Raw genomic sequence first — 16803 nt, forward strand, 5'->3', positions numbered from 1 at the left:
ATGTCTTATAACCCTTACCAGTACGATGAACTTGTAGATCCCAAATATGTTAGATTTATCAAGCCAGAGTTCGTATTAAATTCATCTATATCAAATGAGGCTCTTTTAATTCGTATATTAACAGGTACACTCCGTTGTACAAACCTTATTACTTCAGATAGTTTTGATCAATACGATAACTACTTCATACTTGGGAGGGATACTAATGCCGTTGTGAAATCTACAACCATACGAACTTGTCTTGAGCCTGAGATCTCTTTCACAAAGGTGTGTGAATTTTTGAAAAGCTCTACAACACTAAATAATAGCTTTTTCGAAAACTTATTAATAGAAGTTACTTCTTGTTTCTATCGGCGACAAAAAGGGCACAATACAATGGCATTTCTGCACCTTTATAGATCTTTAGAATACATTTCCTACAGCTTTCCATTAATCTATGCATCTCATTCCAGAGATTATTACGGTACGTTTGATAGAATTAAGAACTACTTTGATGCATCAAAAAACGAACTCCTCTTTTTCGATGCATTTGTAAAAAAGCTTTTTAATGGACTTGGATATTTAGATACCCCGGTGACTTTCAACTTTAATTCATTAGTTCCTCAGATTAATAAGAATCATTATAATATTTTCAAGTTGTTTATTCCCAATGAAAAAATATTATCCGATTCAAAGAACTTATCGGTTACAACTAGTTACGATCAAATTCTAGATTTATGTGTTAATCTTAGAAATAGATATTTTCACTTTGCTATGGGAGGCAAAAGAAACATAAAAGGCACAGATATATTAGAAAGTGATATATTGTTTGGTATTATCAACGATGAATTGCTTAATTGGATAGCATTAATTTATAATGAAATATTAAAGACCTTTTGCGCTTAAAAAATAAATGAAGCTTGGTCAATCCCTTTGGACAAAAGAGCAACTTATACTCACTGTTAACCTGTACTCCAAAATTCCTTTCGGACAGATGAACGCGGGTAACCCGGAGGTGAAATCTTTGGCAGCAATTATTGCTCGTACGCCTGCGGCCATAGCTTACAAATTGGGCAATTTCGCCAGTTTCGATCCGAAGCTGCAAGCCCGGGGCATAAAGGGTTTAGAGAATGCCAGTAAATTAGATAGGGAGGTTTGGCAGGAGTACATGAACAATTGGGACGAGCTGTTTATAGAAAGTGAGAAGCTGCTCGCCCAAAAACAAGGCACTACTGTAGAAGAACTAAACCCGATAGACGAGGATGAGTACCAACCTGCTGAGGGTAGGGTAGCGGTGAGGTCGGTATTGGTACGCCTTAATCAAACCGCTTTCCGTAAAATGGTGCTCAGTAACTTCAAAGATCAGTGCTGTATCACGGGCATAAACGAGCGGTCGTTATTGGTTGCCAGTCACATACTCCCCTGGAGTGAAGATGTTGGTAACCGCCTTAATCCAAAGAACGGCCTTGCCCTAAATTGCTTGCATGATAAGGCGTTCGACCGGGGGCTGATCACGGTTACAGAAGACCTTACTATCAAAGTCTCGCCCTTGCTGCTAAAGAACAATGGCATCATCAGCATTGCCGCCAATTTCGTGGCCTATGACAACCAAGCGCTCATTCCACCTAAAAAATTTTCTATAGAGCCAGAGTTCCTTCGCAGGCATAACGAAAGATTTAAGAGTTAGGGCAGTTGGCAAGTCGACTCACCCCCTGCCCCCTCTCTCCGCATTGCGGAAAGAGGGGGTGTTGTTTTCAGGTGACTTGTGATTTTGGTGCGTCATTGCGAGGAACGAAGCAATCTCACGATAGAAAAGGTCGCCATAAGCATGTCGGGGATTGCCACGCTATCGCTCGCAATGACGAACGTGTATGGCAGGCACTCAAGTACCCCACGTCATTGCGAGGAACGAAGCAATCTCACGATATAAAGGTTGCACGCAAGCATGTCGGGAGATTGCCGCGCTATCGCTCGCAATGACGATTTTTTATGTTACCCTCTTTGCTCGCAACGCAGAGAGGGTCGACGGCGAAGCAACGTCGGGGCGTGTCGGCAACCTAGCGCCGCTTGGCGAGTCGACTCACCCCCTGCCCCTCTCTCCGCGTTGCGGAAAGAGGGGTGCTGTCTTCTGGCTAATTGTGATTTTGTGCGTCATTGCGAGGAACGAAGCAATCTCACGATGGAAAAGTCGCACGCAAGCATGTTCGGAGATTGCCGCGCTATCGCTCGCAATGACGAACATGTTTGGTCCTCCAGTACTACCGCGTCATTGCGAGGAACGAAGCAATCTCACGATGGAAAGGTCGCACGCAAGCATGTCGGTGATTGCCGCGCTATCGCTCGCAATGACGAACGTGTATGGCACTCAAGTACCCCACGTCATTGCGAGGAACGAAGCAATCTCCTGATGGAAAGGTCGTCTGCAAGCAATATCGGGAGATTGCCGCGCTATCGCTCGCAATGACGGACGTGTATGGCACTCAAGTACCCCGCGTCATTGCGAGGAACGAAGCAATCTCCTGATATAAAGGTCGCACGCAAGCATGTCGGTGATTGCCACGCTATCGCTCGCAATGACGGTTTGTTATATTACCCTCTTTGCGCGCAGCGGAGAGAGGGTCGACGGGCGAAGCAACGTCGGGGTGAGTCGGCCAGCGAGCGCCGCATGGTAAGTCAACTCACCCCCGGCCCCTCTCTGCTCCGCAAAGAGGGGTGTAAGTCAATTTTTCTCAACCCTCTTTGCGCGTAGCGGAGAGAGGGTCGACGGGCGAAGCAACGTCGGGGTGAGTCGGCCAGCGTTAGGGATTGTAAGGGTTTAGCCCGGAGGGCCGGAGCGGAGCGCAGCCCTGCAAAGCCCGGGCCACAGGCAACGCCCGTATATACCTCGGCCTAACGCCATGGCATTAGGCCAGTGTAAAGCATTTTTATAATACACTCAACACAGCCGCTAAGCTGTAAACGCTACTTTACGTAAAAGTTGCTGATGCCGGAGTCGGATATGTTGCCGTTGGCATCTATACTTACTACGCGCCAGTAGTAGGTGGTGTTGCTGCTTACGGTAACATCGTTCACAAAGCTGTCGGTAGTGCGTTCGCGGAAAACATCCGGGTTGGCTTTTGGTCCGAAATAAACTATGTAGCCGGTGATGTTATTGTCTACAGCGGAGCCTTTCCAGGTAAGGTTTACTTTGGTGGTACCGTTGTCAAACAACTGGCCAAAAGTTGGGGTAAGCAGTTCGGCCGGAAAGGGCGCGTAGGTGGTAATTCCCGCGCCTGCATTATAAAACTTCCATACTTCGCTATCGACAACGATAGTGTTCCGGCTCGCTTTAGATTTTACATGCCACGAATATGGTGTATTGCGCAGCAGCGTAACGGTTGCGTTTGGGGTAGTGGTTTCCTGCGTGCTTTCGGTAGCGGTTAACAGGTTTTTAATGGTAAGCGTGTATGCCGAAGCGTTACCGGCAGCGTTCCAGCTAAACGCAACGGAGCTTTCTGTTTGCGATACTACCGTACCGGTAAAGCAGGGAAGGTCCTTAGCGGGCGCTATTAATATAGCCGCGCCAGGTGCCGGTCCCGGGCCTCCCTTTTTCCTGCAGCCTGCTGCCAGGATGCAAATGAATAGGATATAGATGTATTTCTTCATTACTTCTTGATGATTTTAAAGCCGCTGGTACGTCCGTCCAGGCTCAGATTTAAGTAGTAGAGGCCATTTGGCAGGGCCGAAAGGTTAAGCTCGAGCACGCCTGCTTTATTGGTGAAGCTTGCGGTATGCGCCGGCTTGCCATCGGTAAGGCCAAAGATGTTTACCTGTACGTTTCTAACGTTGTCGTTACCTACGTTCACATACAGCACGCTGTTAAAAGGGTTTGGATAAGGTACCAGCCGGTCGTTCACGGTGATCACCTTTTCTATAATGCCCTGGCACAGCGCGTCGGTAGTAACGGTAACCTTGTTTACCCCGTTCATCAGCGGCAGGGTAATGTCCCGCTGGGTGGTTTGGTATTTATTGTTGTTGATGGTGATGGTGTAGTTTTTACCGCCATCCAGCTGCAGGTTAATGTTGTTTAAGGTTTTGTTAACGGTGGTATATACCGACAAATCTTTCGGCTCAGAGATATTTACCTGGTTACACTGGGAAAATACCTCGTTCTCTACCGTAAAGCACAGCGAGTAATTGCCCGGCGAAAGGTTACGGATGGTAAGCGTATCGGTAAACTGAATAGGGTTGTTTAGGTTGTTACCGCTGATAACCACCGTGTACTTTAACTTTTGCTTGGTAGAAATAAATATAGACCCATTGTTACTGCCCTTGCACGAAACGCTGTTTAGCTGTAATTTAAAGTTATCGGGTGCAAGCTTTAGCTGGGCAAACACGTTGATGTACAGCGAGTAAGTGGTGTAGTTTCGGGCTGAAAGAGAAACGTTGTAACCGCCTGTTTCTTTAGCGGCGTAGGTGCTATCGGTAGCTCCCGGGATAGGTATACCGTTAAACGTCCACTGGTAAGTGTAGCCACCTTTATTAGGACTAGCCTTTAACAATACAAAACCACCCTTAACTATTGAAGTGGATCCCTGTGCTGTGATAGTAGGTATGGGGAACACCGTTAACTTCCCCGGAACGTACTCAAATGAATAGTTGGCAGCTTCGGCACCGCTTACCTGGATGGGATAATCGGCTACGGCAGAGGTTTTAACCGCGGTAGTTTGCGTCGTTGCTTGTTTAGTGAGTATGGCTACGGTTTCATTATTAACAAAGCCGGTGTAGCTAACCGGTAGCTCCGGATTGTCGAACCCGTCGGTGCGGATCACGTCTACGGCTTTTACGGTTAAAGGCGCTTTGTTTACCACCAGATCCTGCGACACAGGAGTGGCGGGCAGGTAGTTTATGTTACCCGGCTGGCTGGCGGTAATGGTGGTTGTACCCGCGCCAACTATATGTATCACGGAATCTTTTAAAATAGTAGCCACCGCAGGATTGCTGCTGGTGTACCTGATTTTAATGAGGGTATCGGTACTGATAGCGCCCGGTGGGAAATCGGTATCGCCGTACGTTTTTGCCGGGAGTTTATCAAACGTGATGGTTTGCGTACCAATGGCAACCTCCAGGGTAACTACCGTGCTTGCCGATCCTTTGCTGTTATAGGCGGTTATGGTGTAACGTGTCGCCGGACTAACCACTTCCGGCGTGCCGGTGATGCTGCCATTGCCGTCCAGCTCCAGTCCGCGCGGCAGGTGGGGGGTAATAGTATAGCCATGCACAGCCACTTTGCGCACTACACTGCCGTAAGGTTCGGTTACGATCATGTTGTCGGCACCATCATAAAACAGGCCCATGCTGCCCCTGTAACTGCTGAGGGTATCAGTCCCGTCGGCAATTTTACGATAGCTGCCGCCCGAGAATGGGATGTCACCTATCTGCTTACCATCAGGACCAAACTGCAGTATGCTGAAGGTTTTGGTGTTAGTCATATACAACCTGCCAAGGTCATCTACCGCAACGCTATAAGGCTCTTTGTTAAGAGTATCAGTAAGTGTAGTAACCTGATTGGTACTAGCAGTAAACTTACGGATGGAATTATTATTCTGATCGGCAATATATAAGTCGTGATTTTTATCAACTGCTATGCTGTAAGGGATCTTAAAACTCGCAGTGGTGACTGCTCCGCCGTCGCTATAGCCGTGAGCGCCTGTTCCTGCTATGGTGGCTACATATCCGTCAGGCGTGATGCGTTTGATTTTATCGTTGTACGAATCAGCAACGTACATATAATCGTTAAAATCTACTACTAAGCTGTAAGGCAGGTTAAATTTTGCATCGGTGCCGTATACTTTATCCTTATCACCATCATTGACACTGCCGGCGAATGTAGTAACCAACCCTGTAGGTGTAATCTTGCGGATCATGTTATTTCCCCGGTCAGCTACGAACACATTACCTTTACTGTCAACTGCCACACCTGTAGGGTAATTGAAACGCGCAGCGGTGTCTTGTCCGTTCAGGGCCCCGGGTTTTGCTTTTGGGTTACCTGCCAGTACACTTACCACACCGTTTTTGGAAATCTTCCTGATAACGTTGAGGTTCGCGTCCGCTACATATATATTGCCTGATTTATCTATAGTGCCATTCACCGGGCTGGCAAACCTGGCGGCTAACGCCACGGTAGTATCTTTATAGCCGTAGAAGCCATCGCCTGCTATGGTGGTTACTTTAGAGTAGCGCTCGTTAGGTACAGCGCCCCCGGTTGAGGTAACCGTAAATGGCGTGATCTTAGCGCCAACGTTAAACTTTGCAGTAGCGGGGTAGCTTATTTGTGGAGCCTGGGCATAAGATTGGCCTGCAACTAATATTAAGGCCAAGAAACACAGCAAGTAAAGTTTTCCCATATGATCGGCTTAGGTTCTGTTAGTTAATGTTTTATGCCGATAAAAATAAGGATAATTTCACAAAAACGCAGGTGCTTTTCGCCAGAGGAGAAATATTATAGCGCTAGATGCAATAATTAAACCTTTTTGGAGTTAACTTATTACTCATCTCGCATGCTTGGTCACAAAAGCACATCATTGCTAAAGTCTTAATTATTATCTTGGCTGCGCTAACAGCTGGTTTATGCATCCGTCGCGAACAAATAGGCTGTAGTTTGTTTATATCACCATGCCAACATTTACTTTTCGCATTGTTCCCGTAAAATATTGTGTATTAATTATTGCTGCTGCTGCAGTAGCGCTTTCGGGCTGTTCGCATAAGGGCCCTTACGCGCTTACCAATGAGGTGCACCACAAGCAAACCGACAGTCTGGTAGCTGTGTTGCAGCAGGAACTCCCGGCTGCACTGCTGGATAGCGCTGGCAAACCAATCGCCAGCGAATGGGTGGGTACGGTTAACTTTAACCTGCGTAAGCCTAACTACGTAATAATCCACTACACCGCGCAGGACTCGCTGGCGCAAACGCTAAGAACTTTCACCCTGGTAAAGCCGCAGGTGAGCGCCCATTACGTGGTGGCTAAAGACGGCAAGGTGGTGCACATGCTGAACGATTATCTGCGCGCCTGGCATGCTGGCGTAAGCAAGTGGGGTACTATCAGCGATATGAACAGCTGCTCGATAGGGATAGAACTGGACAATAATGGTAAAGAACCCTTTGCCGCCGCGCAGATGAAGAGCTTGCTGGCATTGCTGACACAGCTTAAGAAAGCTTACAACATACCAACAGCAAACTTTATTGGTCATGGAGATATTGCACCACTACGCAAACCGGATCCCGGCGCGCTGTTCCCTTGGGCCGTGCTTGCTCAAAAAGGCTTCGGCATATGGCCCGGCATTAACATTCAGCCTGCTCCCGAAAACTTTGATACCACGACAGCGTTGCGGCTAATTGGTTATGATACCAGCAACCTGCCAGCAGCTATTGTTGCCTTTAAGCGCCATTTTATACAAACGGACATATCACCACAGCTAACACCGTGTGATCTGGATGTGCTGTTTAATTTAAGCGGAATGACAGCGGTGACGCCTGTACAGACAACGCCGGTTGTGGCGCCGGCAGTGGTCGCTCCGGCACAGGTAGTGCCTGCGGTTCCTTAGAAGTTAGAGGTAATTAGACCATTATCGTTTGTGTTTTTTTGGAGAACGTTGTGGTTCTGCGACTTTCGCTTAAAGCTGATATCCTGAAGATGTAAAACTAACAGCCAGTATATAGAGCCTGACAAACGGATCAAATACCCACCAAACCGGCCTAGGTAACGCACGGTTGGCACTACTACTGGATTAGCACCAACTTAGATAGTGCGGAACCAAGCCGGGAGTTTTCTTTGGTTACCTTCTTTTGCGGAAAAAGAAAGTAACAACCACAGGCTTAACAGCATTATACTACTGTCATTAACGAGCACAGCAGAATACTTTATTCGTTCAGAAGAAGGCACGCTATAGCTCTCAAGAGGGGAATAAAAAAGGCGAAAGGTTCATCACCCTTCGCCTTTAAGCTTTCACCTTTCGGCTTTATTTCTTCACCCAACCATCTTTTAGGGTAACCGTACGGTTGAACACGAGTTTATCGACTGTCGAATCTTTATCTAACACAAAATAACCTTTGCGCATGAATTGCACCGGTACTCCGGCAATAGCGTTAGCAAGATCGGGCTCTATGTATGCCGGCGATATTATGTGCAGGCTGTTCGGATTAATGTAGTCTTTAAAGTCGCCGTCCTCATTGCTTGGGTCTTCTACCTGGAACAGGCGGTCGTACAGGCGTACTTCAGCAGTTTTAGCATGCTCTACGCTCACCCAGTGGATGGTGCCTTTAACAGTTAACCCGCTGGTGTCGTTACCGCTTTTAGATTCGGGCAGGTAGCTGCAATGTATCTCGGTAATGTTGCCTTCAGCGTCTTTCACCACGCTCTCACCTTTAATGATGTAGGCGTTCTTCAAGCGTACCATTCCGCCAATACTCAGTCTGAAGTATTTCTTAGCGGGCACTTCCATAAAATCCTCGCGCTCTATCCATATCTCCCGACCAAACGGAAACTCACGGCTGCCATCGCCATCTTCCGCTTCGGGGTTGTTCTCACCGCTAAAGTATTCGGTCTTCCCTTCAGGATAGTTGTCTATCACCAGCTTAACCGGGTCAAGTACCGCCATGCGGCGCCATGCTTTTTTGTTCAGGTCTTCGCGTATACAAAACTCCAGCAAGCCAACATCAATCATGTTCTCGCGTTTGGCCACGCCAATGCGTTCGCAAAACTCGCGGATACTGGCAGGCGTATAACCTCGGCGGCGCAGGCCGCTAATGGTAGGCATGCGCGGATCATCCCAGCCTTCAACATGGCCTTCGGTAACCAATTGCAGCAGCTTGCGCTTGCTCATTACCGTGTAGTTTAAATTAAGGCGGGCAAACTCATATTGCTTACTTGGGAAAAGCTCCAGCTGCTCTATAAACCACTCGTATAGCGGACGGTGCGGTATAAACTCCACCGTACAAATGCTATGGGTTATCTCCTCAATAGCATCGCTTTGGCCGTGCGCAAAATCATACATCGGGTAAATGCACCAGGCATCGCCAGTGCGGTGATGGTGCGCATGTTTAATGCGGTACATCAACGGGTCGCGCAGGTGCATGTTCGACGATGCAAGGTCGAGCTTGGCCCTAAGCACCTTGGCGCCATCCGGGTATTTGCCGGCTTTCATATCGGCAAACAGCTGCAGGTTTTCTTCTATGCTACGATTGCGGTATTCGTTACCGGTACCCGGCTCGGTAGGGGTTCCTTTTTGTGCAGCTATTTCTTCGGCAGTGCTGTCATCCACATAAGCCAGACCTTTTTTAATCAGGGTTAGGGCAAATTCATACAGTTTGTCAAAGTAGTCGCTGGCGTATAGTTCCTGCGCCCAGTCAAAGCCCAGCCACTTAACGTCCTCTTTAATACTGTCAACGTATTCCACGTCTTCCTTTACAGGATTGGTATCATCAAAACGGAGATTGGTTTTGCCACCGTAACGCTGCGCAAGCCCGAAGTTAAGGCATATCGACTTTGCGTGGCCAATATGCAGGTAACCGTTAGGTTCGGGAGGGAAGCGTGTTAAAACACGGCCGCCGTGCTTGCCTGCCGCCAGGTCTTCCTCTACAATCTCCTCTAAAAAATTTAATGATTTTTCTTCGCTCATGGTGTTCGTAACAGAGGCGCAAAAGTACAGAATTTAGCACAATATACCGCCTTTTAAACACTTGTAAATGAGCGGCAGTACCCGTGCCAAAATATAGCCGCAAAAAAGGCTTGTAGTCCAGAAGTTCCTTATCACACAGATGTGATACTCCTCTTTTCAAATTATAGTTACTCTTTGATTAAAAAAGTTTCTTATTACATTATAATGGCGTGCTTTTTGTTTAATGAGATCAATATGTTCCGGTCCTTTCTGCGGCAAGTTGTCCAGCTTTTGTTTGCAACCAACTAAATCATTAACTAAAACATACTTATATGCTAGCAATGAATTACAGAGGCCCTTACAGGGTCAGGGTAGAGGAGAAACCGATGCCTGAGATACTACATCCGAGCGATGCCATTGTACGCGTAACCCGTTCGTGCATTTGCGGGTCAGACCTTCACTTGTACCATGGGATGGTGCCTGATACACGCGTGGGCCAAACCTTTGGGCACGAATTTATCGGTATAGTAGAAGAGATAGGCCCATCGGTACAAAACCTTAAAGTAGGCGACCATGTAATGGTGCCATTTAATATCGCTTGTGGTAAATGTACTTTTTGTAAGCAAGGCCTGTTTGGTAACTGTCATGAATCTAACCCAATGGCTACTGCTGTTGGTGGCATATTTGGTTACTCGCATACAGCCGGCGGCTTTGACGGCGGACAGGCACAATACGTACGTGTCCCTTATGCTGATGTAGGCCCAACGGTTATACCTGCAGATATGGACCCTGATGACGCTGTATTGTTAACAGACGTAGTACCAACAGCTTACCAGGCCTGCGAAATGGGGGGTATTAAAGAGGGCGACACTGTGGTTATTTTTGGCGCAGGGCCTATAGGCATTATGGCGGCAAGGTGCGCCTGGTTCTTTGGCCCGTCACGCGTTATTATTATCGATCATATAGATTATCGGCTTGAATTTGCACGTAATTACGCCAAATGTGAAGCTTATAACTTTAAAGAGCTGGAAGATCCGGTTTTGTTCCTGAAGAAAACCACCGACTGGCTGGGTGCTGATGTTTGTATTGATGCTGTAGGCTGCGAGGCTGAAGGCAATACTTTGCAAACCTTTACAGGTCGCGTTGCGCTGCTGCAAGCCGGTGCAGGCACCGCTTTGCAGTGGGCTATTAATGGTGTAAAAAAAGGTGGTATTGTTTCGGTAGTGGGTGTATACGGCCCTCCGTATAACATGATACCTATCGGCAACATAGTTAACAAAGGGCTTACATTACGTGCCAACCAGGCTTCAGTAAAAAGGTTGCTGCCGAGGCTGATTGATCATGTACAGTCGGGCAGGCTCAATCCTAAAGAGATCATCACCCACAGGGTGCCCCTTCAGGAAGTAGCCGAAGCCTATAATATTTTCTCATCAAAACTGGATAACTGCATAAAAACGGTACTTATCCCATAAAACCACAACATCATGGAAAGCAGAAACACTGATTACAAAAGCATACCGGGGTGGGGAATGGATGCAGACCCCGAGAATGAACCCACTTACCCGATGAAACATTACACCGGGGACGATCATAACCGGATAAACTACGAGCGCGAGCCACAGCAGCCTAAAACTGTCGAAATTTTACAATCTATAGAGCGGCCTGCAATAACAAGGGTTTTTGGTACCAGTACGCCACCCAAAGGGTTAAGCGGCATGATACGCCGTTGGGCATTTACACATAGCGAAGACCGTTATCGCCATTGGATACCGCTTATACTTGCAGACCGTATAAACGTATGGGAAGGTATTATTGAGGACATTAAAGGCGGCCACTTCCCCAATATTATTGCGGAGCGTGGCATGAAGGCCGATCTTAAGTACAATAAGATGGGACTTCTTAAGAAAGTGTTAGCCGTAGCCGCAGTAACGGCAGTTGTGGTAGCTACAGTAAACAATAAGAAAAAGTAAATAGAAGGCGGCAGCTACACACTGCCGCCTTTCCATCAAAATACTTTTGCAGTGTTCTGCATCTTCATACTTTCTGTTACCTTTGGTTAGCATTAGCTCCGGATTTTCTTATGAGCAATAACCAATTTAACAGGCCTATACGGGTTTTAGTGGCGAAAGTCGGCCTTGACGGGCACGACCGTGGTGCACGCATTATTGCAACTACCCTGCGCGATGCCGGTATGGAAGTAATATATACCGGCCTGCGCCAAACCCCAGAAATGGTGGTGAACACCGCCTTGCAGGAGGACGTAGATGCAATAGGCATAAGCATCCTATCTGGTGCGCACATGACGGTATTCCCCAAAGTATTAAAGCTTATTAAAGAAAAGCAAATGGATGATGTGCTGCTTACAGGCGGCGGCATTATACCTGCTGATGATATGGCCGAGCTAAAAAAAATGGGCGTAGGCGAACTGTTCCCCCCCGGAACCAGCACCCAGGAAATTGTAACTTACATTACTAATTGGGTACATCAAAACCGTAACTTTTAATCTGCAGCCATGGCATACGAAAACCTTCTTACCGAGCAAAAAGACCGGATATTATATATTACCATCAACCGTGAAAGCAAGCTGAATGCGTTAAACAGGCAAACACTGCAGGAGCTTAACAAAGCAATTACTGCCGCGATTGCGGACCAGAGTGTCGGAGGTATTATTATTACCGGTGCGGGTAATAAGGCATTTGTTGCTGGTGCAGATATAGCAGAGTTTGCCGGTGTAGACCAACAAGGTGGTACCGCTATCGCGCGTGAAGGCCAAAGTAATGTGTTCGACCTGATAGCTAACTCAGGCAAACCGATAATAGCTGCAGTAAATGGCTTTGCACTTGGCGGCGGACTTGAACTGGCTATGGCCTGCCACATCCGCATTGCCTCTGACAATGCAAAAATGGGTTTGCCTGAGGTTACCCTTGGGCTTATCCCGGGATATGGTGGCACGCAGCGCTTAACACAACTGGTTGGCCGCGGTAAGGCATTGGAGATGATCCTGACAGCTGATATGGTTACTGCCGAACAAGCACTGCAGAGCGGATTGGTAAACGCTGTTGTTCCTCAAACAGAGCTGCTTGCCAAAGCAGAGGAGATGACGGCCAAGATATTGAGCAGGGCTCCCCTTGCCCTGGCTGCCGCAATAAGATCTGTTAATGCTGCTGCAACAGATGGTGTAAACGGATTTGAAACTGAAATAACAGAATTCGGGCAGTGTTTTTCCACCGCTGATTTCAAAGAAGGTGTTGATGCATTTTTGAATAAACGCAAGCCATTATTTACCGGTAAATAGGGTTTTACGCTTTTTAGCCACTTTCAGGGTACTTATCAGGAACAAAACAGCTTCTTCTTTATGACAGAAAATTGCTATTTGCACCAGCTTTTTACACTGTGTTGACTAATATACCCCATTGGTCAAAAAATAAATTACTGTTAATCAATTGATTGAATAAACCTGACAATTGGATGAAAAAACATCTGTTTTTTCGTGCTTTAATTTGCTTCGTGTTTCAAACACACTTAGAGTTTAATTTAAAAGATCATGAAAAACATTTTCAAAATCGCAACAATTGCTTTAGCATTCGCAGGTTTATCACTTGGTGCAAAAGCACAATCAACAACAACTTCTACTACTACATCTAACGGTATCCGCTACAGCATTGGTGTAGAAGCAGGCGTACCAACCGGCAGCTTTAATGATGCCTACAAATGGAACCTCGGTGGTTCGTTACAGGCAGATATCCCTGTTGCCAACCAATTGTTTGTAACTATTAACGCGGGTTACAACAATGTATTCGGTGAAAAGAATGTTGGCCCTACCGGCTTTGATGTACCTAACGTACAGTTATTGCCTGTTAAAGCTGGTTTAAAGTTCTTCCCGGTATCAAACTTTTACATTCAGGGCGAAGCTGGTGCTGCATTCCTGTTAAACAAATCTGATTTCTTTAACGACAAGTCTACAGCATTTGTATACGCTCCGCAGATTGGTGTACAGTTCCCGGTAAGCGCAAGCAGCTTTATTGATGCAGGTATCCGTTACGAAGCTACTACCAAGTACAGCAGCAACATCGATCAAAGCAAAGTAAACTTTGTAGGCCTGCGTTTAGCTTACGGTTTCTAACAAAAAGAACACAACTATCTCCAGAAAAACAACAATTGGGAAAGAGGGCATAAGCCCTCTTTTTTTATGCCTAAAAATGTATGGCATTTACATAATGGATAACAATAATTCTTAAAAATTATCAAATATTTGTACCTTGACCTGCATAATACGTTTACCAATTACCAGTTTATTGCTGCCATGAAAAAAATTCTCATCATTGATGACGAAGTGAATGTTGGGCTGTTGCTATCGAAGTTTTTGACACGCAATGGTTTTGAAGTTGATACCGCGGCAAACGGAGAGAAAGGCATGGAATGCCTAAGGAACAGGGAGTACCAGCTGGTGCTTTGCGATTTCAGGCTGGAGGATACCGACGGCCGCGAAATGCTGAAAAATATAAAGGCGCAGTACCCTCAAACCGGGGTTATTATTATAACTGGTTACAGCGATATTAAAATGGCGGTAGAACTGATAAAGATGGGAGCGTACGATTATATTACCAAACCGCTTTACCCCGACGAGATACTAACAACCATAAATAAAGCCATTGAAACGCAGTACGCATTGCAGGAGCTGGCTAATAACAGTTATGCTTCCGGTAGCGAAAGCGAGAAACCTCAAAAAGAAACAAAGAAGCAAATACTTTCTGCTGAATTTGTTACAGGAGCCAGTCGTGCTTCAAAGGAGTTGTTAAGGCAGATAGAGCTGGTTGCACCAACCAACTATAGTGTTATTATACTGGGTGAAAGCGGCACTGGCAAGGAGTCGGTAGCTAAGAGCATTCACCTGAACAGCCTTCGCGCCGATCAGCCTTTTATTGCGATGGACTGCGGATCGCTTACCAAAGAACTAGCGGCAAGTGAATTTTTTGGGCACGAGAAAGGCTCGTTTACAGGCGCCTTTGCTACCAAAATAGGCCACTTTGAAATGGCTAACGGCGGTACCTTGTTTTTAGACGAGGTTGGCAATTTATCTTACGAGATACAGGCCGCCCTGCTGCGTACCGTACAGGAACGTAAAGTAAAGCGTATAGGGAGCACCAAGGAGATTGATCTGGATGTGCGAATCATTATCGCCACAAACGAGAACCTGCAGGAAAGCATAAGTAAAGGAAAGTTCCGCGAGGACCTTTATCACCGTTTTAACGAGTTTACCATTTACATGCCGCCATTGCGCGACAGGGGTAACGACATCATGATGCTAGCAGAGCACTTTCTGAAAATTGCTAACCAGGAGCTCGACCGTAACGTAACCAGCTTTTCGCCGGAAGTGGTAGACTGCTTTATGAACTACCGCTGGCAGGGGAACATACGCGAACTGAAGAACGTTGTACGCCGCGCCACATTGCTTACCGAAGGTAACGAGGTAACACTAAAAAGCCTGCCTTTGGAGATATCAAACTTCAAAATGACCGGCAGCTATGATATGGGCCAGGGACAAGCCTCCTATGCCGCGCCGGCAGAGGTACGTGAAGCACCTAAGCACGACCTGAAGTATGCTGCATTGGGTGCAGAGCACGAGACGATATTAAAAGTGCTGAGGGAGGTTAATTTTAATAAAACGAAGGCAGCGGAAATACTTAACATAGACCGCAAGACCCTTTACAATAAAATGAAGGCGATTAACCTAAAATAATAATGGAAGGTTCTACCGCGAACATGCCCGGCGCCGAGGAGCTGTTAATGCTTAAGCATGATATCAAAAACCAGTTGTCCAACATTCAACTTGCTATAGAGGCATTGAAGTTTGAGTTGGAAGACGGTAATGAGGAGCAGGAAATGTATGCGAACAGTATTGTAGTTTCGGCCCGTAAAATAGACGAGCTGCTGGCTATAATACCCGTTTAAGAATAATTCATATACAGGGCTCTGCGCTAAAACTTTACAATCCAGTTTCTGTTTACATACCGATACCGTACTTAAGCTTTTCGCAGGAATGTCCATCTTTAATTACAAGCAGCGCAATAACATCATATTGGTAAGCATTATTGTGCTGGGGTGTTTCCTGCTTTATGCTTTAAGCGAGCTGTTCAGCTCCATCCTTGGCGCTATTGTGCTGTTCACCATTTTTCGCCCGTTTTATCTTTACATGGTTGAAAGGCGCAAGTTCAACTCAACTATATCCGCACTGATTATCATTGCTATATCGCTCATAGTAATTGTGATACCGTTTTTGTCCATGAGCATTATGATCATCGGCAAAATTGCCAGCATCAACAAAAGCAACCTTCCGATAGATCAGTGGACGCAGAAGATAGATGCCTTTACAGGTGAAAACCTGGGGCAACCACACTTCGCGGAAGATACCTTTAAAAAATTAGGCGCTTACGCCGCAGATCTTTTCCCTTCGTTGCTAGGCAGTGCTGCAAGCATTATCATCACATTGCTCGTGATGTACTTTTTAATGTACTTTATGTTTGTGCAGATGCGCGCTTTTGAGACAGGACTGCTTAAGTACGCTCCTTTCCGTGAGCAGCATGCACTTAAATTTGCACAGGCACTTCGTGACTCTACGTATTCAAATGTTTTAGGCCAGGGTATTATTGCTTTAACGCAGGGTACCCTGTTAGCTATGGGCTTTTACGCTTTTCAGATACCTGATGCTATATTTTGGGGCTTTGTGGGGGTGTTCCTGTCCTTCCTGCCGGTGGTTGGTGCCCCCACAATGTGTATACCGGCCAGCCTTATATTCTTTGCGAACGGACAAAACTTTAAGGGCATATTATTGCTTGCTTACGGCTTGTTGTTTATAGGCAATGTGGATAATGTATTAAGAGTAATCATAAATAAACGGGTGGGTAATACGCACCCTATTATTTCTATCATTGGGGTATTTATCGGCTTGCCGCTATTTGGTATTCTTGGCCTTGTTTTTGGGCCCTTATTGTTATCGTATTTTTTATTATTGCTGGAAATATACGAAACAAACCGCATGGCGGCAGACCGGCTTGAGCGCATACGAACAGGCCCGGAGCTGTAACATTTTGTGCCGGCCAGCGTTTATAAGGTAATTACCAATTAAGCCAAATGTGTTCTTGCCTCACTTTTATTTAATAATTAATAAAACAAATATTCAACTTAAAA

The 16803-nt window shown here is 46.2% G+C and carries 14 protein-coding genes; 11 read left to right on the forward strand and 3 right to left on the reverse strand.

Annotation, left to right across the window (positions count from 1 at the left end; translation table 11 throughout):
- Complete coding sequence (locus tag DYU05_RS12645) at positions 1-885, forward strand: hypothetical protein (protein ID WP_117383472.1); 885 nt, start codon at positions 1-3, stop codon at positions 883-885.
- Positions 886-892: 7 nt separating this feature from the next.
- The gene (locus DYU05_RS12650; protein WP_117383473.1) at positions 893-1666 is read left to right on the forward strand and encodes an HNH endonuclease; all 774 of its coding nucleotides are present in this window, start codon (positions 893-895) and stop codon (positions 1664-1666) included.
- A 1274-nt stretch (positions 1667-2940) separates the two neighbouring features.
- Here DYU05_RS12650 and DYU05_RS12660 read toward each other — a convergent pair.
- Positions 2941-3624 (reverse strand): fibronectin type III domain-containing protein, encoded by a 684-nt coding sequence (locus DYU05_RS12660; protein ID WP_117383475.1) that lies wholly within the window; start codon positions 3622-3624, stop codon positions 2941-2943.
- A complete protein-coding gene (locus tag DYU05_RS12665; RefSeq protein ID WP_117383476.1) occupies positions 3624-6365 on the reverse strand; it encodes an MBG domain-containing protein in 2742 nt (913 codons plus the stop codon). Before DYU05_RS12665 ends, DYU05_RS12660 begins: the two co-directional genes overlap by 1 nt.
- A gap of 268 nt (positions 6366-6633) precedes the next feature.
- Between DYU05_RS12665 and DYU05_RS12670 the strand changes: the two genes are divergently transcribed.
- Positions 6634-7563: an N-acetylmuramoyl-L-alanine amidase gene (locus tag DYU05_RS12670; protein WP_117383477.1), complete on the forward strand. Its 930-nt coding sequence runs from the start codon at positions 6634-6636 to the stop codon at positions 7561-7563.
- A gap of 414 nt (positions 7564-7977) precedes the next feature.
- Here the strand turns inward: DYU05_RS12670 and DYU05_RS12675 are convergent, their stop codons facing one another.
- A complete protein-coding gene (locus DYU05_RS12675; RefSeq protein ID WP_117383478.1) occupies positions 7978-9636 on the reverse strand; it encodes a glutamine--tRNA ligase/YqeY domain fusion protein in 1659 nt (552 codons plus the stop codon).
- A 320-nt stretch (positions 9637-9956) separates the two neighbouring features.
- Between DYU05_RS12675 and DYU05_RS12680 the strand changes: the two genes are divergently transcribed.
- The 8 genes from DYU05_RS12680 to DYU05_RS12715 all read left to right on the forward strand — a co-directional run bounded on the left by DYU05_RS12680 (position 9957) and on the right by DYU05_RS12715 (position 16699).
- Positions 9957-11087: a zinc-dependent alcohol dehydrogenase gene (locus tag DYU05_RS12680; protein ID WP_235854013.1), complete on the forward strand. Its 1131-nt coding sequence runs from the start codon at positions 9957-9959 to the stop codon at positions 11085-11087.
- A 12-nt stretch (positions 11088-11099) separates the two neighbouring features.
- Positions 11100-11585 (forward strand): hypothetical protein, encoded by a 486-nt coding sequence (locus tag DYU05_RS12685; RefSeq protein ID WP_117383480.1) that lies wholly within the window; start codon positions 11100-11102, stop codon positions 11583-11585.
- 110 nt (positions 11586-11695) lie between these two features.
- On the forward strand, positions 11696-12118 hold the full coding sequence (locus DYU05_RS12690; RefSeq protein WP_117383481.1) for a cobalamin B12-binding domain-containing protein: 423 nt from the start codon (positions 11696-11698) through the stop codon (positions 12116-12118).
- Between the two features lie 9 nt (positions 12119-12127).
- The gene (locus DYU05_RS12695; RefSeq protein WP_117383482.1) at positions 12128-12910 is read left to right on the forward strand and encodes an enoyl-CoA hydratase/isomerase family protein; all 783 of its coding nucleotides are present in this window, start codon (positions 12128-12130) and stop codon (positions 12908-12910) included.
- Between the two features lie 249 nt (positions 12911-13159).
- Positions 13160-13738, forward strand: a complete 579-nt coding sequence (locus DYU05_RS12700) for an outer membrane beta-barrel protein (RefSeq protein ID WP_117383483.1) — start codon at positions 13160-13162, stop codon at positions 13736-13738.
- 180 nt (positions 13739-13918) lie between these two features.
- Positions 13919-15355 carry a sigma-54-dependent transcriptional regulator gene (locus tag DYU05_RS12705; protein WP_117383999.1) on the forward strand — a complete coding sequence of 479 codons (1437 nt, stop codon included), beginning with the start codon at positions 13919-13921 and terminating at the stop codon, positions 15353-15355.
- Between the two features lie 2 nt (positions 15356-15357).
- Entirely contained in the window at positions 15358-15567 is a 210-nt protein-coding gene (locus DYU05_RS12710; protein ID WP_117383484.1) for a histidine kinase dimerization/phospho-acceptor domain-containing protein, read from the forward strand.
- 88 nt (positions 15568-15655) lie between these two features.
- A complete protein-coding gene (locus DYU05_RS12715) occupies positions 15656-16699 on the forward strand; it encodes an AI-2E family transporter (protein WP_117383485.1) in 1044 nt (347 codons plus the stop codon).
- Positions 16700-16803 lie beyond the last annotated feature (104 nt).

Source organism: Mucilaginibacter terrenus, from assembly GCF_003432065.1.
Taxonomy (GTDB): domain Bacteria; phylum Bacteroidota; class Bacteroidia; order Sphingobacteriales; family Sphingobacteriaceae; genus Mucilaginibacter; species Mucilaginibacter terrenus.

Bases quoted from the DNA above. Each gene is read 5' to 3' on its own strand.
- DYU05_RS12645 (WP_117383472.1), top strand. From the start codon at position 1: ATGTCTTATAACCCTTACCAGTACGATGAACTTGTAGATCCCAAATAT.
- DYU05_RS12650 (WP_117383473.1), top strand. From the start codon at position 893: ATGAAGCTTGGTCAATCCCTTTGGACAAAAGAGCAACTTATACTCACT.
- DYU05_RS12660 (WP_117383475.1), bottom strand. From the start codon at position 3,624: ATGAAGAAATACATCTATATCCTATTCATTTGCATCCTGGCAGCAGGC.
- DYU05_RS12665 (WP_117383476.1), bottom strand. From the start codon at position 6,365: ATGGGAAAACTTTACTTGCTGTGTTTCTTGGCCTTAATATTAGTTGCA.
- DYU05_RS12670 (WP_117383477.1), top strand. From the start codon at position 6,634: ATGCCAACATTTACTTTTCGCATTGTTCCCGTAAAATATTGTGTATTA.
- DYU05_RS12675 (WP_117383478.1), bottom strand. From the start codon at position 9,636: ATGAGCGAAGAAAAATCATTAAATTTTTTAGAGGAGATTGTAGAGGAA.
- DYU05_RS12680 (WP_235854013.1), top strand. From the start codon at position 9,957: ATGAATTACAGAGGCCCTTACAGGGTCAGGGTAGAGGAGAAACCGATG.
- DYU05_RS12685 (WP_117383480.1), top strand. From the start codon at position 11,100: ATGGAAAGCAGAAACACTGATTACAAAAGCATACCGGGGTGGGGAATG.
- DYU05_RS12690 (WP_117383481.1), top strand. From the start codon at position 11,696: ATGAGCAATAACCAATTTAACAGGCCTATACGGGTTTTAGTGGCGAAA.
- DYU05_RS12695 (WP_117383482.1), top strand. From the start codon at position 12,128: ATGGCATACGAAAACCTTCTTACCGAGCAAAAAGACCGGATATTATAT.
- DYU05_RS12700 (WP_117383483.1), top strand. From the start codon at position 13,160: ATGAAAAACATTTTCAAAATCGCAACAATTGCTTTAGCATTCGCAGGT.
- DYU05_RS12705 (WP_117383999.1), top strand. From the start codon at position 13,919: ATGAAAAAAATTCTCATCATTGATGACGAAGTGAATGTTGGGCTGTTG.
- DYU05_RS12710 (WP_117383484.1), top strand. From the start codon at position 15,358: ATGGAAGGTTCTACCGCGAACATGCCCGGCGCCGAGGAGCTGTTAATG.
- DYU05_RS12715 (WP_117383485.1), top strand. From the start codon at position 15,656: ATGTCCATCTTTAATTACAAGCAGCGCAATAACATCATATTGGTAAGC.